Here is a 20,666-nt window from a genome sequence, read left to right as displayed (position 1 = left end):
ACCAGTTCCCCAAGAGCCACAAAGAAGGTAGGAAACCGTGAACCCGGTAATCAAGAAATTTCAATTCGGTCAATCGACCGTAACCCTCGAGACTGGCCGTATTGCCCGTCAAGCCTCTGGTGCTGTATTGGTCACCGTTGACGACGACGTCACCGTTCTCGTGACTGTGGTCGGCGCCAAGCATGCAGACGCAAGCAAAGGCTTTTTCCCTCTTTCCGTTCACTACCAGGAAAAGACCTACGCCGCTGGCAAGATCCCTGGTGGTTTCTTCAAGCGTGAAGGCCGCCCTTCCGAAAAAGAAACACTGACCTCGCGTTTGATCGACCGTCCGATCCGCCCACTGTTTCCAGAAGGCTTCATGAACGAAGTGCAGGTTGTCTGCACCGTCGTCTCTACCAGCAAGAAAACCGATCCGGACGTCGCTGCGATGATCGGTACGTCGGCTGCTCTGGCAATCTCCGGCATTCCGTTCGACGGCCCGATCGGTGCCGCGCGCGTTGCTTTCCACGAGAGCACCGGCTACCTGCTGAACCCGACTTACGAGCAACTGAAAGCATCGAGCCTGGACATGGTCGTTGCCGGTACCGAAGAAGCGGTGCTGATGGTTGAGTCGGAAGCCAAAGAGCTGACCGAAGACCAGATGCTGGGCGCCGTGCTGTTCGCCCACGACGAATTCCAGTCGGTCATCAAGGCCGTCAAAGAGCTGGCCGCCGAAGCTGCCAAGCCAACCTGGAGCTGGGCGCCGAAAGCTGAAGCCACTGAACTGCTGGGCGCTATTCGCTCCGAGTTCGGCGCAGCGATCTCCGAGGCCTACACCATCACCGTCAAGGCCGATCGTTATGCTCGCCTGGGTGAGCTGAAGGATCAGGTTGTTGCCAAGCTGGCTGTTGAAGACGGCAGCCCGTCCGCCGGCGAAGTCAAAGCGGCATTCGGCGAGATCGAATACCGCACCGTTCGCGAAAACATCGTCAACGGTAAGCCACGTATCGACGGTCGTGACACCAAGACTGTTCGCCCGTTGAACATCGAAGTCGGCGTTTTGCCGAAGACTCACGGTTCGGCACTGTTCACCCGTGGCGAAACGCAGGCGCTGGTCGTGGCCACCCTGGGTACCGCGCGTGACGCTCAGCTGCTCGACACCCTCGAAGGTGAGAAAAAAGACCCGTTCATGCTGCACTACAACTTCCCTCCGTTCTCGGTGGGCGAGTGTGGTCGCATGGGTGGCGCAGGTCGTCGTGAAATCGGTCACGGCCGTCTGGCCCGCCGTTCGGTTCAGGCCATGCTGCCTGCTGCCGACGTGTTCCCGTACACCATCCGTGTCGTATCGGAAATCACCGAGTCCAACGGCTCCAGCTCCATGGCTTCGGTCTGTGGTGCTTCGCTGGCCCTGATGGATGCTGGTGTTCCAATGAAGGCGCCGGTTGCCGGTATCGCCATGGGTCTGGTTAAAGAAGGCGAGAAGTTTGCCATCCTGACCGACATTCTGGGTGACGAAGACCACCTGGGCGATATGGACTTCAAGGTAGCCGGTACCGCCAAAGGCGTCACCGCGCTGCAGATGGACATCAAGATCAAAGGCATCACCGAAGAGATCATGGAGATCGCTTTGGGTCAGGCGCTGGAAGCGCGTCTGAACATCCTGGGCCAGATGAACACCATCATTGGTCAGTCGCGTACCGAGCTGTCGGAAAACGCGCCGACCATGATCGCGATGGAGATTGACACCGACAAGATCCGTGACGTCATCGGCAAAGGCGGCGCGACCATCCGTGCCATCTGTGAAGAGACTAAAGCGTCGATCGACATCGAAGACGACGGCTCGATCAAGATCTTTGGCGAAACCAAGGAAGCTGCTGAAGCTGCACGTCAGCGCGTTCTGGGTATCACCGCTGAAGCCGAGATCGGCAAGATCTACATCGGCAAGGTTGAGCGCATCGTCGACTTCGGTGCGTTCGTTAACATCCTGCCGGGCAAAGACGGTCTGGTGCACATCTCCATGTTGAGCGACGCTCGCGTAGAGAAAGTCACCGACATCTTGAAAGAAGGTCAGGAAGTCGAAGTTCTGGTGCTGGACGTGGACAATCGCGGTCGCATCAAGCTGTCGATCAAAGACGTAGCAGCTGCCAAGGCGTCGGGGGTTTAACCCGCTCTACCGCAGCTGATCAAAAAGAGCCCTTCGGGGCTCTTTTTTTTTGAATGCAATTAATGGCTTAGGGATGCAGACCGTCGCTTGGCAGCTGGTCAGAACATGCATCTTGCAAGCGGAACTTTCCCAAAGCGGGCAATCTGCACGACACCCGTGGATCCATGAAAACATAACTCATTGATTTATAGAGAATATATTTCAGACTGCAGGTTGGCACACCGCTTGCGACATATAGGTAACCCTGCAGCCAATCAGATTGGCGCAGATTCTGAGAAAAACAGGAGTTACCCGTATGAAGAAGTTCGCTATTGCTGCTGCTACCGCCACTGCTCTGACTCTGACTATGGCCAACGTAGCCATGGCTCAGACCTCTGCTCAAGCTCCAATGACTGTAGCTGCCAACGAAGTCGCCAAAACCAAAGAAGCTACTTCTGACACTTGGATCACCACCAAGGTCAAATCTGATCTGCTGACCGAAAAAGGCATTCCAGGCTCCGACATCAAGGTTGAGACCAACAAAGGCGTGGTATCCCTGTCGTCGACTGTCGCTGTTACCGAAGCACAGAAAACCACCGCTGTTGCGATCACCAAGAAAATCAAAGGCGTGAAGGCTGTTTCGGCTGACGGCCTGAAAGCTGAGTAATTCCATTCGGTAGAGCCTTCGGAACAATTGTCTGACAGTTTGAAAGTCGTCAGCTGACTGATCCAGGTTCATGCGAAGGGCCGCAGCAATGCGGCCACCAAAAGCCCTGACGCCCGCGTCGGGGCTTTTTTATGCCCTGATTTCAGCTCATCCTCCTCGCTGTTTCACCAGCGCCAGAGCGTTTGACATATTCTCGCCACACCCGCTGCGTTACTCTTCTGCGCTTCTTGATATCCAAATGGAAGGATTTTTTCAATCCATCCGAAATGAATCGAATCAGCTGTGCACATTAATTGCATATCACGCAGCCCATTGTGGAATGGGTAGAGAATCTACCCACAGGTTTGACGCTTTGATGACGTGTCATCAGCTACAGTCTGGCATGACGCTTTGCTCACCCTTTGTCACGCTGCCTTACACCGGGCCAGGCCTGAAACTCTTTTGCTGTGAGAAGTAGATGCCCACGATTCCCTTGCTCATTTGCGACGACTCCAACATGGCGCGGAAGCAACTCATTAGGGCCCTGCCGCCCGAGTGGGATGTTTCAGTGACCACGGCAACCAATGGCCGTGAAGGGATCGAGGCGATTCGTCAGGGCCTGGGCCGCGTTGTGCTGCTGGATCTGACAATGCCGGACATGGACGGCTACCAGACATTGGCGGCCATCCGCGCGGAAAGCCTGCAGACCAGCGTCATTGTCGTCTCCGGCGACGTTCAGGAGGAGGCGGTGCGCCGTACCCTCGAACTGGGCGCACTGGCGTTCCTGAAAAAACCGGCCGATCCCGATCAGTTGCAGGAAACCCTGCGGCAGCTGGGCCTGTTGGGGGAGGGCGCCGATCAGTCGCTGGCCCCGGCATCCGGCCTCGATCAGGCGGAGATCAGTTTTAACGACGCATTCCGCGAGACCGTGAACGTCGCGATGGGCCGCGCGGCCGCTCTGCTGGCGCGGGTGTTGGGCGTATTTGTGCAACTGCCGGTGCCTAACGTCAACATGCTGGAAGTGGGCGAGTTGCACATGGCGCTGGCCGATGCCCAGGCCAACGACCGGCTCACGGCGGTGTGTCAGGGCTACATTGGTGGTGGCATAGCCGGCGAGGCGCTGTTGTTGTTCCATGATTCGGAAATCGCCGACATGGCGCAGTTGATGAAGATCGATGACGCCGACTATTCCGACATGGAAATGCTGCTGGACCTGTCCTCTATCCTGATCGGCGCCTGTCTGAGCGGCATTGCGGAGCAGCTCGACATCGCCTTTTCCCAGGGCCACCCGCAAGTGCTGGGATTGCACAGCGGCATTGAAGAGCTGATCCGGCTCAACGAGCGGCGCTGGAAGAAGACCCTGGCTGTGGAGATCAGTTACAGCCTGGAGGGTCATAACATCCATTTCGATCTGTTGATGTTGTTCACCGAAGATTCGGTCGAGCTGCTGTCGCGGAAACTCGCCCACCTGATGAGCTGATTCATGAACGATCGTATCGATTTCAAGGAATTGCACTGGCTGCTCACCGTGACGCAGAGCATCGACGTAGGCGTGGTGGTGCTGGATCAGGAATACCGGGTGCAGGTCTGGAACACCTTCATGGAGAACCGTTCCGGGATCCTGTCGTATGAGGCGGCGACCCGCTCCTTCTTCTCGTTGTTCCCGGAGATCAACGAGCGCTGGCTGAAAAACAAGATCGACAGCGTGATTACCCTCGGCACCCCAGCGTTCACGATCTGGGAGCAGCGCCCTTTTCTGGTTCGCTTCAAGAGCTATCAGCCCATCACCGGGCAAGAAGACTTCATGTACCAGAACACCACGATGTTTCCGCTGCGGTCCACGACCGGCGTGGTCACCCATGTGTGTCTGGTGATTTACGACGTCACCGATGTGGCGACAAACCGTCTGCAGTTGCAGGCGGCCAACCGCGAGCTGCAGAAGCTATCAAGCACCGACCGCCTGACCAGCCTGTACAACCGCGGCCACTGGGAAGAAGCATTGCGTCTGGAGCATGCACGGCATGTGCGTTACGGCACCACAGCGTCACTGGTGATGTTCGACATCGACCACTTCAAACGCGTCAACGATACCTATGGGCATCAATGCGGCGACCGGGTGATTCAGCGGGTGGCGGACGTGGTGCGTGAGCACATCCGCGACGCTGACATCGCGGGTCGTTACGGCGGCGAAGAGTTCGCGGTGCTGCTGCCCGATACGGACAAGCAAGGCGGCGCCATGTTCGCCGAGCGTCTGCGCGCCGCCGTCGAGGCGCTGGACGTCATGCAGGAAGGCGAAGCCATTCATTGCACGATCAGCCTGGGCGTCGCTGACATGACCTCGCCCATGGACGACTACAAGATGCTGATCGAACGCGCGGACCAGGCGCTGTACGAGTCCAAGAAGAACGGGCGCAATCGTGTGTCGGTGGATGCGTCGGATTGAATTCCGGATAACGTCTGCATCCAAGGTCGTCTTCACCCGCTAGGACAACTCCGCGAAATCGCTGAGCACGTCATCCCGCAGCTCGATAAACCGCGCGTCGCTGCGATTGCGCGGGCGTGGCAGGTCCACGTCGACGATACGCCGGATGCGCCCCGGATGCGGTTGCATCACCACCACCCGATCACCGAGATAAACCGCTTCATCCACATCATGGGTGACGTGAACCATGGTGATCTTTTCCTGCTGCCAGATGTGCTGCAACTCACGCTGCAATCGCGTACGGGTCAGCGCATCCAGCGCGCCGAAGGGTTCGTCGAGCAACAGCACGCTGGGCCGATTGACCAGCCCTCGGGCGATCGCCACCCGTTGCGCCATCCCGCCGGAAATCTGGTGTGGGTACGACCCTGTGAAATCCTGCAGGCCCACCAGCTGAATGTGTTCGCGCACGGTCTCATTTTTCTGCGCCGCAGTCAGCGGCGCGTTTTTCAGGCCGACTGCGACGTTCTGCTCAACCGTGAGCCACGGGAAAAGCCGGTGATCCTGAAACACGATGCCGCGCTCCAGCCCCGTGCCCCTGATCGGCTTGTCGTCCAGCAGGATGCGGCCGTCAAATTCTTCGTCCAGGCCGAGGATCAGCCTGAGCAGGGTCGATTTGCCACAACCACTGGCGCCGACGATGGTGATGAACTCCCCCGGTGCGATGTCCAGCTGGACGTTATCCAGCACCTGCAGTTGGGTGTCGGCTCCTGTGCTGGCGAAGCGCTTGCTGATGTTTTCCAGACGCAGGCCATTGCCCTGCGATGGGGAGATGGCCCGGGCGACGGGCTGTGCGGTAAGCGGTTGAGTGGCGGGCATGGGCTTTCCTTCAGAAATAAGGTTTTGCGAAGCGAGAGAGTCGATTGAGGCTGAACACGATGGCTTTAGCGCGGGGCGATGCCGTACAGCCGTTGCAGGCGTCGTTCAAGAAGGCGCGCCATGACGTTAAGTCCCCAACCGACCAGCCCGATGACGATCATGCCGAACAGCACGAGGTCCATCATGAAGTGCTCGCTGCCATCGATCAGTGTGTTGCCGATGCCGCTGCCTGACACCAGCAGGTATTCCGCGCCGATGGTCGCCAGCCACGAATAGACCAGCGCCAGGTAGATGCCGGTGAAGATCGAAGGCAGTGCTGCCGGCAGCATGACGCCGATGATGGTCTGCCAGCGGGTGAAGCCGTAGACCTTCGCGACTTCCAGCAGCGCGGGGGAGACGCTGCGCAAGCCGTCGCACGTGTTGACCACCACCGGCACCAGTGCGGCGAGTGACAGAAACACCACTTTGGCGACGTCGCCCAGTCCGAACCACACTGAGATCAGCGGGATCCAGGCGAACAACGAGATCTGTTTGAAGGTGTTGAAACTCGGGCCCACCAGGCGCTCAAACAGCCGTGAAAACCCCAGCAGACAACCGAGCACCAGGCCCAATGTGGTGCCGATGAAGAAGCCGCTCACGTCGCGCGCAAGGCTGGCGGAAATCGCGCGCCAGAACTGCGCGGACGTCACTTGCTCCCAGGCGGTGACCGCGACCTTTTGCGGCGAGACCAGTAAGCCGGAGCTGCTCCAGCCCTGACTCGACGCCAGCCACCACACGGCGACCGCCACGATCGGCACGACCCACCCTCGATAGCGGTGGGTCTGGCCGGCTTGCGGGATTGTCAGTGTGCTCATGCCAGTCTCCCGGTCTTGCTCGGGCGGCCCCGGTTGAGGCGCCGCTCGACGAACTCGAACCCGCGATCAATCAGCAGACCAATCGCGCCGACCACCACCACGGCGGCCATGACCAGATCCAGCTGGAACAACTGCCGACCGTAGGCAATCAGGTAGCCCAGCCCTTCGCTGGACGCCAACAGCTCAACCACCACCAGCGACAGCCAGGCCTTGGTGAAGCCCAGGCGCAGGCCGGTGAAGATCGGCGCAACGGCGGAGGGCAGGACGATATCGGTGACGATCTGGCGTTGGCTGAACCCGTACGCGCGGCCCACCTCCAGCAAGCGCTTGGGCACTTCATGGAAGGCTTGCAGCGTACACAGCGTCACCGGGACCAGCGCGGCGTGGGCAATCAGCACGTATTTCAGTGGCTCGCCGATGCCGAACAACAAGAGCGCAAACGGCATCCAGCCCAGTACCGGAATCTGCACCAGCGCGTTGAAGGTCGGCAGCAGGTAATCCTCCACGGTTTTCGACAAACCCATCGCCAGTCCCAGGGTGATGCCCAGCGCCGAGCCCATCAGAAAGCCCACCAGCACGCGCTGCAGACTGGCGGAAGCGTTCAGCCACAAGTCGCCGCTGCTGACCAGATCGCCCAGCGTCTGGTAAACGAACGCGGGCGGCGGCAGCACTTGCTCCGACAACCAGCCGCGTTCAGTGCCGAGGTACCACAGGCCCAGCAGCGCGATGGGCAGCAGCCAGGCCAGCGCGACGTTGGCAGCGCGGGTTCGCCAGGCCGTGGCGGTTTTGACAACCGGGACGCGGCGAGGGGCACGCGACGGTGAACGGGGCAGGCGCTTGACCGGCGCCAGGGTTTTCGCCGGGAAGTGCTGCCGATCAAGGGCTTCAGCGGTGGCTCGGGCCATGGCGTCAGCCTCCGTTGTTGACGGGTTTGTCCGAAGACGCCGTCGCTGTGTTCGCGGCTTTGCCGTCTGCGCCGTAGGCGGTCCAGTAGTGCTCGAGGCCTTTGGCTTTCAGCGCGTTGTCCAGATAGCGGGTGTCGAACCAGCCGTCGACGCTCACTGGCCGACGGATCATTTTCTCGTCCTTGGCCTGATCGGCGACGGCTTGATAACGGTCGCGCAGGAATTCATCCACCAGCGGTGACGCGCTGTCGCGCAAATCCAGTCGATTGAAGTCAGCCTGCAGCGAGGCCAGCGGTTCATTGGTCTTCGCCCACTCGTTGAGCACGGCTTCACGGTTGCCGGCTTCGGATTCCCATCGCGCGGCATCGACCAGTACGTTGACGACTTTTTGCACGTTGTCGGCGTGCTGTTTTTCGTAATCGCCACGAACCACCAGGGCGCACTGGCGCGTGTAGCGCACGTTGTTGTCAGGGTTGTCGAAGATGATGTCGACCAGCCCCTGATCGCGCAGCTTGAACAGCTCGCGACCGCCGAATGCGGCATCGACGCCTTTGGACGCCAGCGCGGCCTGGCTGCTGCCGCTGTCCAGATTGATCACTTTCAGGTCGCGCTCGGTCATGCCGTGATCGGCAAGCAATTTGATCGAAACCAGATGGCCGTTGGTACCACGGAACACAGCGACCTTCTTGCCCTTGAGGTCTTCCACGGTCTTGATATCGGAGCCTTTCGGCACGGCCAGATACACATTCGAGCGCACACCGATGGCCGCAAGCAATTTGGTGTCCAGGCCATTGGAGCGGCCGACTACTGCGGGCAAGTCGCCTTCGTAAGCGAAGTCCAGTTGCTGATTGGACAGCGCCTCGTTGACGGCCGGCCCGGCGCCCTTGAAGAAGAACCACTGCACTTCGGTGTCGGTGCCGGCGAAGGCTTTTTCGAGGAGCTGCTGGTTGCGCACGATGCCTAACGGCGAGCCGCTGAACGTGACCGGATCACCGCCACCGGCGCTGGCTACGCCAATGCGCAGAACGTCGGCCTCGGCCAAGGGCATCATCAGCAGCGCCGCCAGTGCGGTAGCTACGCTTGTTTTGCTGAATAGAGATGTTCGCTTGGCGTTTGCCATGACGGTTCTTCCTTGGAAAGTGGGTGACGCGCAATCAGGCAGCCAGGTGTTTCTTGTCGGCTTCTGTTTTGGGCGAGAGGGTTTCGGGTGTGGGTTTGATGGCCTGACTGGCGCGTCCGTCGACGCCGACCGGAATGTCGCCCGCCACAGTGGTACGACGCACCACGCGCTCGGCCTGGCCGTAGTCGTTGACGGCAATGTGTTGGGTGGCGCGGTTGTCCCAGATCACCACGTCGCCTTCGTTCCAGCGCCAGCGCACGGTGTTGTCCAGATGGGTGATGCGATCGTGGAACAGGCGAATCAGCTGTTTCGAGTCATTACTGCTGACGCCCTGAATCTGTTTGACGAAGTGGCCGAGCAGCAGGCTGCGCTCGCCGGTTTCAGGGTGCACGCGCACCAGTGGGTGTTCGGTTTCGTAGACTTCGGCGGTGAACTGTTCGCGGTAGCGTTTCACGCCCGCTTCGCCGGTGTCTCGGGGCGCCGCATAGTCATAGACATTGGTGTGTAGCGCGCGAAGGCCGTCGGCCAGGGTTTTCAGGCTGTCGGGAAGGTCAGCGTAGGCGGCTGCCGTGTTGGCCCATACCGTGTCGCCGCCGTAGGGCGGGATGACCACCCCGCGCAGGATCGAGATCTTCGGGTAGTTGGCGACGAAGGTGACGTCGGTGTGCCAGGAGTTGGCGCGAGTTTCCTTCGCGTCCAGATGCAGGATGGCACTGCTTTTCTCAGCGGAACGTACGGTGGGGTGAGGCACCTGATCGCCGAAACGGCGGGAGAAGCCTTCGTGCTGCTCGTCGTTGAGAAACTGCTCACGGAAGAACAGCACCTTGTGCGTGAGCAGCGCCTGATTGATGAAATCGAAATCCTGCGCGGAGACATCGGCGGAGAGTTTGATGCCGCTCACCTCGGCACCGATTTTCCCCGCAACGGGTTTGATCTGAATCGCCATGTCCGTAACCTCGATCTGAGCTGTTGTGGCTCAGATCATAAGGATATAAATCGGCGGTCCGCTAATCACAATTTGGCATAAATATAGAAGGAGAGTTTATGCGTGAGGTTAATGTCATGGGCTGAAGGTCATAAGCCCAAGAGATTCCTACGCCATTGGATCACCTCACATCTGCGGTGCATCCTCCTGCAGACCCTGCCCCTTCCAGGTGCCGAGGGATCTCCGCAGTCGGCTGGCTAGTGAGCTGCTGCCGTGGACGTTGTGGTAGTGAAACACCGCTGTGGCGCGCAGGGCGTCTTCGGCCACGGGCATGTTGGTGTGCAGCGAGCGATAGCCCCAGAACAGGTACAGGTGGCCGGGTTGCATGGCGATGCGGGTGAACGCCTTTTCATCCCTGGCGACTTTGCTCCTGAGACGGCGTTGCACCCAGCCGTTGTCCACTCGCACCTTGTCCAGCAGGTTGGCGAAGTAGGTGCGGCGGATCGGCCGACGGTTCGGCAGCATCAGCAGGTCGCCGCGTTCGCCGCTGGTGGGCATGCAGACCGGCAGGATGGTGGTCAGCACAAACGAGTCGTAGTGGAAGATCAGCGATTCGCGACGACCGCCGCTACCGGTCAGGCAGCGTAATGTCTGGGTCATGCCGTTTTCGCTGGAGCGATCACCGGTGGCGCCCGCCACAATACGCCGGCATAAATCGATGAAATCCCGAGATGTACCCCATTCATGAAGCGGCGTGCCTTGCACGGCCTGTCGGCCCGAGAGTGCGACGTAATCGTTGCCGCAGTCGGCAACCGTGCGGGCGACCAGCGCTTGCAGTGCTTCGAGTTGGGACGGGCTGGCCCAGCCGGGCAAGACAGCGTATCCGTCGCTGTCGATGGCCTTGATCAAGCTCTGGACCTGAGCTTCCGAAAAAGTGGTGTAGGGCATCTGGCGGCAATCTCATGACGTAGACCGAGGAACGGAGAAGCCCATCGGACCTACTGCTTGAGATGTACCGTTTCAGCCGGGCGAGGCCGAAGCCTAGCAGCTAGCACAGGTTTATCCATGTGCACGGAAAGAATATTTCAAAATGTTTATTTTCGCGGGAAAAGCTCACTTTTTCGTCCATTTATGAAACAGATCGACGCAAGAGGCCCCGAGCAGAGGGGGTGCTGAGTGTAACGTTGTTGTGTCGCGAGATATGTCAGGGCCACTTTGCGATCTTTAAGCCACGTGGCGGGCCATCTGGATGGCAGTGCGTTTTACCCGCTCGACGATGTCCAGACCGGTTGAGCGGCAGAGCGGGGCCGAGTGTGTGGTTCAGCCCTTGAACAGGGGTTCTTCGAGGCCCTGGACGCCAGGGTGCAACGCGAACACGCCGCCGGCCAGCGGCTGGTCGCTGATGTCGCCGCCGGGGCGTATCGAGGTGACGTAAAGGGTGTCCAGACCCGATCCGCCGAAGGCGCACATGGCGGGCTTTTTCACGGGCACCTTGAGCGAGCGATCCAGCTTGCCCTCGGGGGTGAAACGATGGATCACGCCTTCATCGTTGCCGCAGATCCAGTAGCAGCCGTCGGCGTCGACTGCTGCGCCATCGGGGCGACCGGCGTGGTGATTCATGTCGACGAACAGTCGGCGGTTGCGCGGCGTGCCGGTGTCGATGTCGTAATCGAAGGCCCAGATTTTCTGCACGGAAGGGTGGGAATCGGAGAGGTACATGATGCGGCCGTCCGGGCTGAACCCCAGGCCATTGGGCACAATCATGTCGGTGAGCTGCGCAGTCAGCGGCTCGGCCTGGCCGGCGCTGTAGCGATACAGCGAACCCACTGGCAACGCTTTTGCCATGTCCATGAACATGGTGCCGGCCCAGAAACGGCCCTGGCGATCGCAGCGACCGTCGTTGAAGCGCATGTTGTCGCTGGCGTGTTTCACGCCGCTGAGCAGTTGCGTGGTGACGGTACCATCGTCCTGAGGATGAAGGCGGAACAGGCCGCTTTTCATGCCGGCCAGCCAGCTGTCGTCTTCGTAGCGAGCGATGCAGGCGAGCATTTCCGGTGCTTCCCAGTGCGTGGTGCGACCGTCTTGCGGGCTCCAGCGATGGAGGCGACGGGCCGGAATGTCGACCCAGTAGAGTGTCTGTTCCTGAGCGTTCCAGACCGGCGATTCACCCGTGGCGTTGCGTGCATCGAGAATCAGCTCTGCGTCCATGACGATCATTCCCGGATTTTTACTATGGAAGGCCGACCTCGCAGTCGGCCTGGTCGTCGTCGATCCTTACTCGTCGCCAAACGGCCCGGACTCCACGAACGCGCCGCCCTGATAAACCATGGTGGGGTCGTCGGACGCCGGCATCGGCTGCGCTTCGACCTTGGCGCGAAAGGGCTCGGAATTGTCTTTCGGCTGATAGCCCAGGTGATTGGCCAGGCGGTTATCCCACCAGACCTTGCTGTTGTCCGACGCGCCGTAAACGATCGTGTGGCCGACGTTCGGGGTGAACAGCCCGCGCTCGATCAGCTGGGTCAGGTCGTCGTAGCTCAACCAGCTGGAAAGCATGCGGCGGTTCTGCGCTTCAGGGAATGAGGAGCCGATGCGGATGCTGACGGTCTCGATGCCGTAGCGATCGAAATAGAAGCTGGCCATGTCTTCACCGTAGGATTTCGACAGGCCGTAGTAGCTGTCCGGACGACGCACAGCGCTGGCGTCGATGACTTCATCCTGACGGTAGAAACCGATGACGTGGTTGGAGCTGGCGAAAATCACTCGCTTCACGCCATGCCGGCGTGCCGCTTCGTAGATGTGGAAGATGCCACAGATGTTCGGGCCGAGGATTTCTTCGAAGGATCGCTCGACCGAGACGCCGCCAAAGTGAACGATGGCGTCAACGCCTTCGACCAACTGGTGAACCGCCTTTCTGTCGGCCAGGTCGCAGATCTGGATTTCCTCGTGGGGGCCGGCGGCCGGTGCCATGTCGGCGATATCGGACAGGCGCAGGATCTTGGCAAACGGACGCAGGCTTTCGCGCAGGACTTTACCGAGGCCGCCAGCGGCGCCCGTCAGCAAAATGCGGTTGAGCGGGGCCTGGGCGTTGAATTCAGTCATCGTGGGAAGCCCTGATTCTGATGTTGTTTTTATGGTGTCATCGGTTGTCGTATGACGTTTGCAGGATTATCGACAGGGCCCGCAAATTTTGTCAACGCGACGAAGGTTTCAATCCCATGGGGTCGTCCTCGCCGGGCCAGTCCCGGGCACTCCCCGAACGGTACTCGTCACGGGCTTACCAACGGTCGCTGGCGGATATTGCGGACCCCTTGTTTCTCTGCTAATTTCGAAAATGTTAACGATGACATTTCCGCTTAAACAATAAAAACAACGGGATTTTTCGCTATGACAACTCGCCTCAAGAAGGGCTTTTCCGCCGCTCTCTGTTCCCTCGCTGTGGCTGTCGCCTGCGGCACCGCCATCAACGTTCAAGCCGCCGACGCCGCCAAGCTCGGTCCGCTGAAAATCGGCGCTTCGTTTCAAGAGATCAACAACCCCTATTTCGTGACCATGAAGGACGCCCTTCAGGACGCCACTGCCAGCATCGGTGCAACGCTGCTGGTCACTGACGCGCGCCATGACGTGTCCAAGCAGATCAGCGACATCGAAGACATGCTGCAGAAGGGCATCGATATTCTGATCATCAACCCGACCGACTCGGTAGGTGTTCAGTCCGCCGTCAAACAGGCCCACGACAAAGGCGTGGTCGTGGTTGCCGTCGACGCTCAAGCCAATGGCCCGCTGGACTCGTTCGTCGGCTCGAAGAACTTCGACGCTGGCGTGCAGGCTTGCGATTACCTGGCCAAGAACATCGGCGAGAAGGGCGACGTCGGAATTCTCGACGGCATCGCGGTGGTGCCGATTCTTGAGCGCGTGCGCGGCTGCAAGGAAGCCCTGGGCAAGTACAAAGACATCAAGATCGTCAGCATTCAGAACGGCAAGCAAGAGCGTGATCAAGCGCTGACCGTGACTGAAAACATGCTGCAGGCGCAGCCCAATCTCAAAGGCCTGTTCAGCGTTAACGACAACGGTTCCCTTGGCGCCCTGGCGGCTATCGAATCCAGCGGCATGGACGTCAAGCTGACCAGCGTCGATGGTGCGCCCGAAGCCATCAAGGAAATCCAGAAGCCGAACAGCAAGTTCATCGCCACTTCCGCTCAGTACCCTCGCGACCAGGTACGTCTGGCCCTCGGGCTGGCGCTCGCCAAGAAGTGGGGCTCACAAGTCCCGGCGACCATTCCGGTCGACATCCTGCTGGTGGATCAGGCCAAGGCCAAGACCTTCACCTGGTAAGGGGCGTGGCGCCGCTCGCCTGAATCTTGTTTGCCCAGGCGGGCGCCACGTATTGATGTGAGTTGCGCAGCGATGTTCCGCTGCGACGAGGTGCCCATGAGCTGCCTTCTGCAATTGGAAAACATCTGTAAAAGCTACCCCGGCGTGCAGGCGCTCAAGTCGATCAACCTGCAGGTCGAGCGCGGCGAAATTCACGCGCTGCTCGGCGAAAACGGCGCGGGCAAATCGACCCTGATGAAGATCCTCGCGGGCGTCGAACATCAGGACAAAGGCAGCATTCTCATTGACGGCGCGGAGCAACATTTCGCGACCTACAACGAGGCCATTGCCGCCGGCATCGGCATTGTCTTTCAGGAGTTCAGCCTGATCCCCTATCTCAATGCCGTGGAGAATATTTTCCTCGGTCACGAGATCGTCAACGGCTTCGGCTTGCTGCGCAAAGGCGAGATGCGCGAGAAAGCCATCGCGCTGTTCGACCGCCTCGGCGTGAAGATCAATCTGGATTGTTCGGTGCAGCACTTGAGCGTTGCCGAGCAGCAGTTTGTCGAGATCGCCAAGGCCCTGGCCCTTGAAGCACGCTTGCTGATTCTCGACGAGCCGACTGCCACCCTGACGCCATCCGAGGCCGAGCTGCTGTTCGACATCATGCGCGAACTGAAAAGCCAGGGTGTGGCGGTGATCTTCATCTCTCACCATCTGGAAGAGATTTTTCAGGTTTGCGACCGCATCAGCGTGCTGCGTGATGGCGCCAATGTCGGCGCCCTGACCGTCGCCAACAGCGACATCGACACGCTGGTGGAGATGATGGTGGGGCGGCGTCTGGAAGCGAGCTTTCCGCCCAAGCAGTCTCGCGCCCAGGGCGAAGTGGTGCTGCAAGTGCGTGACATCCAGCTCACCCGCAACGGCCCGCACAACAGTTTCAATCTGCACAAGGGCGAGATTCTCGGCTTTGCCGGGCTGGTGGGGTCCGGGCGCACGGAGCTGGCGCTGGGCGTGATCGGCGCGTTGCCGGTGGTCAGCAAGGATGTGCTGCTGCGGGGTCAGCCGGCGCACCTTGATGATCCGGCGCAAGCGCTGGCCAGTGGCATCGGCCTGTTGCCGGAGAGCCGCAAGAGCGAAGGGCTGATCGTGGATTTCAGCATTCGCGAGAACATTTCCCTGAACAATCTGGGCAAGTACGAAGGCGCGGCGCACTTGCTTGATCGGCACAAGGAAGACACCACCACCGCTCACCTGATGAAGCAGCTGTCGATCAAGGCGCCAAGCTGTGAAAGCCGGGTGATTAATCTCAGCGGCGGCAATCAGCAGAAGGTGGTCATCGCGCGCTGGATCAATCACCACTGCGACATCCTGATCTTCGACGAGCCGACCCGAGGCATCGACGTCGGCGCGAAGGCGGAGATCTACACCCTGATGCGCACACTCACCGAACAAGGCTTCGCGATCATCATGATCTCTTCGGAACTGCCGGAAATCATCGGTATGTGCGACCGCGTGGCCGTTTTTAACAAGGGCGCTATCGTCAACGTGCTGGAGGCTTCGGCCATCAATCCGCAGGAAGTGATGCGCCACGCCACCGGGAGTCTGAACAGTGAACACCTCCATTAAACCCATGACCGCGCAGCCCAACCGGATGCAGCTCAACTTCGCTCGATTGATCCGTTCGCCAGCGTTTTACCCCTTCGTCGGTCTGGTGGTGGTGACGGTCTTCATGATCTTCGCCAGCGACAAGTTTCTCACCGGCGCGAACCTGGAAAACATCGCCCGCCAGGTGTCGATCAACGCAATCATCGCGGTCGGCATGACCTGCGTGATCCTCACCGGCGGCATCGATTTGTCGGTGGGTCCGGTGATGGCCTTGTCCGGCACGCTGACCACCGGCCTGATGGTCGCAGGCGTGCCGGCGCCGATCGCTATCCTTGTCGGTTTGCTGATTGGCGTGGGCTTCGGTGTGGGCAACGGCATCTTCGTCGCGTACCTGAAAATGCCGCCGATCATCGTGACGCTGGCGACCATGGGCATCGCGCGCGGGCTGGGCCTGATGTACACCGACGGCTACCCGATTGCGGGCATGCCGGACTGGTTCGCCTGGTTCGGACGCGGCACGCTGTTCGGCATTCAGGTGCCGATTCTGATCATGCTGGCGACATACTTTTTCGCCTGGGTGCTGCTGCAACACACGCGTGTCGGTCGCTACGTTTATGCCATCGGCGGTAATGAAGAAGCCGTGCGTCTGTCCGGCGTGCGCGCCTCGCGGTTCAAGCTGCTGGTGTATTCGATCAGCGGGCTGACGGCGGCGATTGCCGGGCTGGTGTTGTCGTCGCGGCTGATGAGCGGGCAACCGAACGCTGGCGTCGGTTTCGAGCTGGACGCCATTGCGGCCGTGGTGCTGGGCGGTGCGTCGATTGCCGGCGGTCGCGGCGTGATCATTGGCACGCTGGTGGGCGCGATGCTGTTGGGCGTTCTTAACAACGGCCTGAACATGCTGGGCGTCTCGCCGTATGTGCAAAGCGTGATCAAGGGTGGAATCATTTTGCTGGCGATCTTCATCAGTCGGCAGCGGCATAAATAATTTTGGTGGTGACTGATTTGGCCTCATCGCGAGCAAGCTCACTCCTACAGGGCGACGCGGTCATTGTAGGAGTGAGCTTGCTCGCGATAGGGCCGGTCCAGTCACTGATGAATTTGAAACGATATCGGCTATCTCAGCCGTCATCCAAACATCAAAACAGGTAACCCGACATGGAACAAAACACAAAAACCACCATGCAAGCCGTCGTCTGCCATGCGCCGAAAGACTACCGTCTGGAGCAGATCAGCAAGCCCGTTGCGCGGGCCAATGAACTGGTGATTCGCATCGGTGCCTGCGGGATCTGCGCCAGTGACTGCAAATGCCATTCGGGTGCTGCGATGTTCTGGGGCGGCGAGAGCCCGTGGGTCAAGGCCCCCGTCGTGCCGGGCCACGAGTTCTTCGGCTACGTCGATTCGGTGGGCGAGGGTGCTGAAGAGCACTTCGGCGTAAAGGTGGGTGACAAGGTCATCGCCGAGCAGATCGTCCCTTGCGAGAAGTGCAAGTTCTGCAAGTCCGGCAAGTACTGGATGTGCGAAGTGCACAACATCTTCGGCTTCCAGAAAGACGTCGCCGAAGGCGGCATGGCGCAGTACATGCGCATCCCGAAGACCGCGATAGTGCATCACATCCCCGAGTCGGTTTCGCTGGAGGATTCGGCGTTGATCGAGCCGATGGCCTGCTCGATTCACACCGTCAACCGCGGTGATGTTCAGCTCGACGACGTGCTGGTGATCGCCGGCGCCGGCACGCTGGGGCTGTGCATGGTGCAAGTGGCTGCGCTGAAAACGCCGAGGAAACTGGTGGTCATCGACATGGTCGACGAGCGCCTGGAACTGGCGAAAAAATTCGGCGCCGACGTGGTGATCAACCCGAGCCGCGACAATGCGAAAGAGATCATCAACGGCCTCACTGACGGCTACGGCTGCGACGTTTATATCGAGACAACGGGCGTGCCGATCGGCGTTACCCAAGGCCTTGATCTGATCCGCAAGCTGGGCCGCTTCGTGGAGTTCAGCGTGTTCGGCGCAGAGACCAGCGCTGACTGGTCAATCATCGGCGATCGCAAGGAACTCGACGTGCGTGGCGCTCACCTGGGCCCGTATTGCTACCCGATTGCCATCGACCTGTTCGAGCGCGGGTTGGTGACGTCAAAAGGCATCGTCACCCACGACTTCGGTCTGGACGACTACGCCGAAGCGTTTGCCCTGGCGGACTCGACCAAGTCGATCAAGGTGCTGCTCAAACCCGTTAACTGACACAACTCTTTCTGTAGGAGCAATCGCAGGTCGCGATGCGGTTTTATCTGACAAATCGCTTTCGCGACCGTCGTAACCTCCGATTGCTCCTACAGGGAACCGTGGCACGCCTCAAGTAAACCAATAACAAGAGAGCGCACCCAGATGGATTACGTCATCGGTGTCGACATCGGCACCCAAAGCACCAAGGCATTGCTGGTCGATGGCCAAGGTCGGATCGTCGCGCAGCACAGCCACAGTTATAAGGTCGACACCCCCAAACCGCGCTGGGCCGAGCAATGGCCGCAGGTCTGGCTCGACGCCGTGGACATCTGCGTCGCCGCCTGCATGCGCAAAAGCGCGTTGCCGAGGGACAGCGTCAAAGCCCTGTGTGTCAGCAGCCTGTATGGCGGCTCCGGCATCGCGGTCGATGCACAGATCAAACCCTTGTACCCGTGCCTGATCTGGATGGACCGCCGCGCCGAGGCACAGGTCGAGTGGGTCAATCAGCACGTCGATCTCGAGCGGCTGTATGCGATCACTGGCAACTCGGTGGACAGCTATTACGGCTTCACCAAAATGCTCTGGCTCAAAGACAAACAGCCGCAGGTCTGGGCCGACACGCGCTACCTGTTGCCGCCCAACAGCTACATCAATTACTGCCTGACCGGCGAGGTCGCGGTGGACCACAGCTCTGCCGGCAACATCGGCGGTGTTTACGACGTAAAGGCCCGGGGCTGGTCGGCAGAGATGCTCGACGCGCTGGGTATTCCGGCGTCGATGATGCCCGAGCGGCTGGTTCACTCCGGTGATGTCGTCGGCGGCCTGTTGCCCGAATGGGCCGACCGCCTTGGGCTTGCTCCTGGCATTCCGCTGCTCGGTGGTGGCGTCGATGCCGCCATGGCGACCTTCGCCGCGGGCGTTACTCAGGCCGGCAATCACGTGGCGATGATCGGCACCAGCATGTGCTGGGGCTACCTCAATCAGCAGGTCGATGCTCGGCACGGTCTGGTCAGTTTTCCCCACGTCTTCAACGGCGCCAAAGACCTCTACATTTTCGGCGGCGCGATCACCGCCGGTGCGTCGGTCAGCTGGTTTCGCGAGCAGTTCTGTCAGGCTGAAGAGCAGCAAGGCAGGGAAAGCGGCGAAGACAGCCACGTCATTCTCGAACGTGCGGCGACGAAGATCCCGGCCGGCAGCGACGGCGTACTGTTCCAGCCGTACCTGATGGGCGAGCGCAGTCCGGTGTGGGACGCTAAAGCCAGCGGCAGTTTTGTCGGCCTGAGCCTTTATCACAGCCGAATCCATCTGTACCGCGCGGTGCTCGAAGGCGTCACGTTCGCGCTTCGGCACAACATCGAAGCGGGCACCAAAGGCGCGCAGTCCCTGGACCCTCGTCTGATCGTGGTCGGCGGTGCCAGCCATTCGGACCTGTGGATGCAAATCATCGCCGACGTCACCAACTTTCCGGTCTACACCATCGTTCAGGAGGTCGAGGCGGCGCTCGGTGCAGCCTTGCTGGCGGCCCACGCGGTCGGGTTGGTGGATGAGGCGCAGGTCCACAAAGGCTGGGTTCAACTCGAGCGACGGGCCGAGCCTCAAGCCGAGAACGTCGCGCTGTACTCGCGACTGTTCGCCGATTACGTGGCGCTGTACCCGGCGCTGAAACCGATCATGCATCGCTTGCAGGGAGCGTGACTGTGAACACGGCTCAATTTGATTTCAGCGGCCAGCGCATTCTGGTCACCGGCGCCAGCAGCGGCATCGGCTGGGAGGTCGCGCAGCAGGTGCTGGCCAGCGGCGCGGAGGTGTATGCCCTGGGCCGCGATGCAGCGGCTCTGGAAAAACTCGCGGGGCAGGGCTGTCAGGTCTTGCGCGTGGACGTGGCCGATCAGCCGTCATTGGCCGCAGTGCTCGCGGACTTGCCAGTGATGCACGGCCTGGTCAACTGCGCGGGGATTTCCATACTGGAATCCGCGACCGAGGTCAGCGCTGCGGCATTCGATCAGGTCATGGCGGTCAACGTGCGGGCGGCGGTGATGATCGCGGGAGCGATAGCGAAGAAGATGATTGTCGAAGGCGTGGCGGGGAGCATCGTCAATGTGTCAAGCCAGGCTTCGTTGGTGGCGCTGGACGACCACTTGAGCTACTGCGCGTCAAAGGGCGCGATGGACGCCATGACCCGTGTGCAGTGTGGCGAATGGGGCCGCTACGGGATTCGCGTCAACAGCGTCAACCCCACCGTGACGCTGACGCCCATGGCGCAGATGGCGTGGGGCGAGCCGAGCAAACGCGACCCGGCGCTGGCGGCGATTCCCCTCGGCCGCTTCGCCGAAACCGCAGAGGTCGCGGCGCCGATCCTGTTCCTGCTGAGCAGCGCGGCGTCGATGATCACTGGCGTGTCGCTGCCGATTGATGGGGGGTATACGAGCCGCTAGGACGCTCGGTTTGCCGCAAGTGTTGAGGCTTGATGCGAGCCTCTTGTGGGAGCGAGTTTGCTCGCGAAGGCGTCGGTGAATCCGCTAAATCACCTTCGCCTGGAATGCCCTCTTCACACCCTGAGGTCATCCGTCAATCTGCAGCCAGCTCAGCCAAGCGCTCTGACAAAGGCGATCCGTGCCTGCTCAAGGCTTTCAAATAGATCTGCTCCTCATACA

Annotated in this window: 18 protein-coding genes; 10 read left to right on the top strand and 8 right to left on the bottom strand. The window is 60.2% G+C overall.

The window, feature by feature from the left end; translation table 11 throughout:
• The first annotated feature begins 37 nt into the window (after positions 1–37).
• The 4 genes from pnp to ACYASU_RS03605 all read left to right on the top strand — a co-directional run bounded on the left by pnp (position 38) and on the right by ACYASU_RS03605 (position 5,211).
• Positions 38–2,143 carry a polyribonucleotide nucleotidyltransferase gene (gene pnp, locus ACYASU_RS03620; protein ID WP_463581981.1) on the top strand — a complete coding sequence of 702 codons (2,106 nt, stop codon included), beginning with the start codon at positions 38–40 and terminating at the stop codon, positions 2,141–2,143.
• 295 nt (positions 2,144–2,438) lie between these two features.
• Complete coding sequence (locus tag ACYASU_RS03615) at positions 2,439–2,789, top strand: BON domain-containing protein (protein ID WP_074888508.1); 351 nt, start codon at positions 2,439–2,441, stop codon at positions 2,787–2,789.
• A 457-nt stretch (positions 2,790–3,246) separates the two neighbouring features.
• On the top strand, positions 3,247–4,248 hold the full coding sequence (locus ACYASU_RS03610; protein ID WP_463581980.1) for a response regulator: 1,002 nt from the start codon (positions 3,247–3,249) through the stop codon (positions 4,246–4,248).
• A 3-nt stretch (positions 4,249–4,251) separates the two neighbouring features.
• Positions 4,252–5,211 (top strand): sensor domain-containing diguanylate cyclase, encoded by a 960-nt coding sequence (locus ACYASU_RS03605; RefSeq protein ID WP_192173303.1) that lies wholly within the window; start codon positions 4,252–4,254, stop codon positions 5,209–5,211.
• A 39-nt stretch (positions 5,212–5,250) separates the two neighbouring features.
• On the opposite strand, the gene ACYASU_RS03600 is transcribed toward ACYASU_RS03605, so the two are convergent.
• From ACYASU_RS03600 to ACYASU_RS03565, 8 genes are all read right to left on the bottom strand, one after another.
• A complete protein-coding gene (locus tag ACYASU_RS03600) occupies positions 5,251–6,066 on the bottom strand; it encodes an ABC transporter ATP-binding protein (protein WP_346627899.1) in 816 nt (271 codons plus the stop codon).
• Positions 6,067–6,131: 65 nt separating this feature from the next.
• Positions 6,132–6,920 (bottom strand): ABC transporter permease, encoded by a 789-nt coding sequence (locus tag ACYASU_RS03595; RefSeq protein ID WP_463581979.1) that lies wholly within the window; start codon positions 6,918–6,920, stop codon positions 6,132–6,134.
• Positions 6,917–7,825, bottom strand: a complete 909-nt coding sequence (locus tag ACYASU_RS03590; RefSeq protein ID WP_463581978.1) for an ABC transporter permease — start codon at positions 7,823–7,825, stop codon at positions 6,917–6,919. Before ACYASU_RS03590 ends, ACYASU_RS03595 begins: the two co-directional genes overlap by 4 nt.
• 4 nt (positions 7,826–7,829) lie before the next feature.
• The gene (locus ACYASU_RS03585) at positions 7,830–8,945 is read right to left on the bottom strand and encodes an ABC transporter substrate-binding protein (RefSeq protein WP_463581977.1); all 1,116 of its coding nucleotides are present in this window, start codon (positions 8,943–8,945) and stop codon (positions 7,830–7,832) included.
• Between the two features lie 34 nt (positions 8,946–8,979).
• Positions 8,980–9,891, bottom strand: a complete 912-nt coding sequence (locus ACYASU_RS03580; RefSeq protein ID WP_282366930.1) for a TauD/TfdA dioxygenase family protein — start codon at positions 9,889–9,891, stop codon at positions 8,980–8,982.
• A gap of 165 nt (positions 9,892–10,056) precedes the next feature.
• Entirely contained in the window at positions 10,057–10,818 is a 762-nt protein-coding gene (locus ACYASU_RS03575; protein ID WP_463581976.1) for a hypothetical protein, read from the bottom strand.
• A gap of 372 nt (positions 10,819–11,190) precedes the next feature.
• Positions 11,191–12,078: an SMP-30/gluconolactonase/LRE family protein gene (locus ACYASU_RS03570; protein ID WP_463581975.1), complete on the bottom strand. Its 888-nt coding sequence runs from the start codon at positions 12,076–12,078 to the stop codon at positions 11,191–11,193.
• 66 nt (positions 12,079–12,144) lie between these two features.
• On the bottom strand, positions 12,145–12,969 hold the full coding sequence (locus tag ACYASU_RS03565; protein ID WP_463581974.1) for an NAD-dependent epimerase/dehydratase family protein: 825 nt from the start codon (positions 12,967–12,969) through the stop codon (positions 12,145–12,147).
• Between the two features lie 285 nt (positions 12,970–13,254).
• Between ACYASU_RS03565 and ACYASU_RS03560 the strand changes: the two genes are divergently transcribed.
• The 6 genes from ACYASU_RS03560 to ACYASU_RS03535 all read left to right on the top strand — a co-directional run bounded on the left by ACYASU_RS03560 (position 13,255) and on the right by ACYASU_RS03535 (position 20,447).
• On the top strand, positions 13,255–14,202 hold the full coding sequence (locus ACYASU_RS03560) for a substrate-binding domain-containing protein (protein ID WP_463581973.1): 948 nt from the start codon (positions 13,255–13,257) through the stop codon (positions 14,200–14,202).
• 96 nt (positions 14,203–14,298) lie between these two features.
• A complete protein-coding gene (locus ACYASU_RS03555; protein ID WP_463581972.1) occupies positions 14,299–15,810 on the top strand; it encodes a sugar ABC transporter ATP-binding protein in 1,512 nt (503 codons plus the stop codon).
• A gap of 4 nt (positions 15,811–15,814) precedes the next feature.
• The gene (locus tag ACYASU_RS03550) at positions 15,815–16,774 is read left to right on the top strand and encodes an ABC transporter permease (protein ID WP_336620214.1); all 960 of its coding nucleotides are present in this window, start codon (positions 15,815–15,817) and stop codon (positions 16,772–16,774) included.
• Between the two features lie 170 nt (positions 16,775–16,944).
• Entirely contained in the window at positions 16,945–18,030 is a 1,086-nt protein-coding gene (locus ACYASU_RS03545) for an alcohol dehydrogenase catalytic domain-containing protein (RefSeq protein ID WP_463581971.1), read from the top strand.
• Between the two features lie 144 nt (positions 18,031–18,174).
• On the top strand, positions 18,175–19,707 hold the full coding sequence (locus tag ACYASU_RS03540; protein ID WP_463581970.1) for an FGGY-family carbohydrate kinase: 1,533 nt from the start codon (positions 18,175–18,177) through the stop codon (positions 19,705–19,707).
• 2 nt (positions 19,708–19,709) lie between these two features.
• Positions 19,710–20,447 (top strand): SDR family oxidoreductase, encoded by a 738-nt coding sequence (locus ACYASU_RS03535; protein ID WP_463581969.1) that lies wholly within the window; start codon positions 19,710–19,712, stop codon positions 20,445–20,447.
• Positions 20,448–20,666: the final 219 nt, after the last annotated feature.

The sequence above is a fragment of the Pseudomonas sp. HP_12 genome (assembly GCF_055283955.1).
This window is presented reverse-complemented; position numbering and strand designations above follow the sequence as displayed.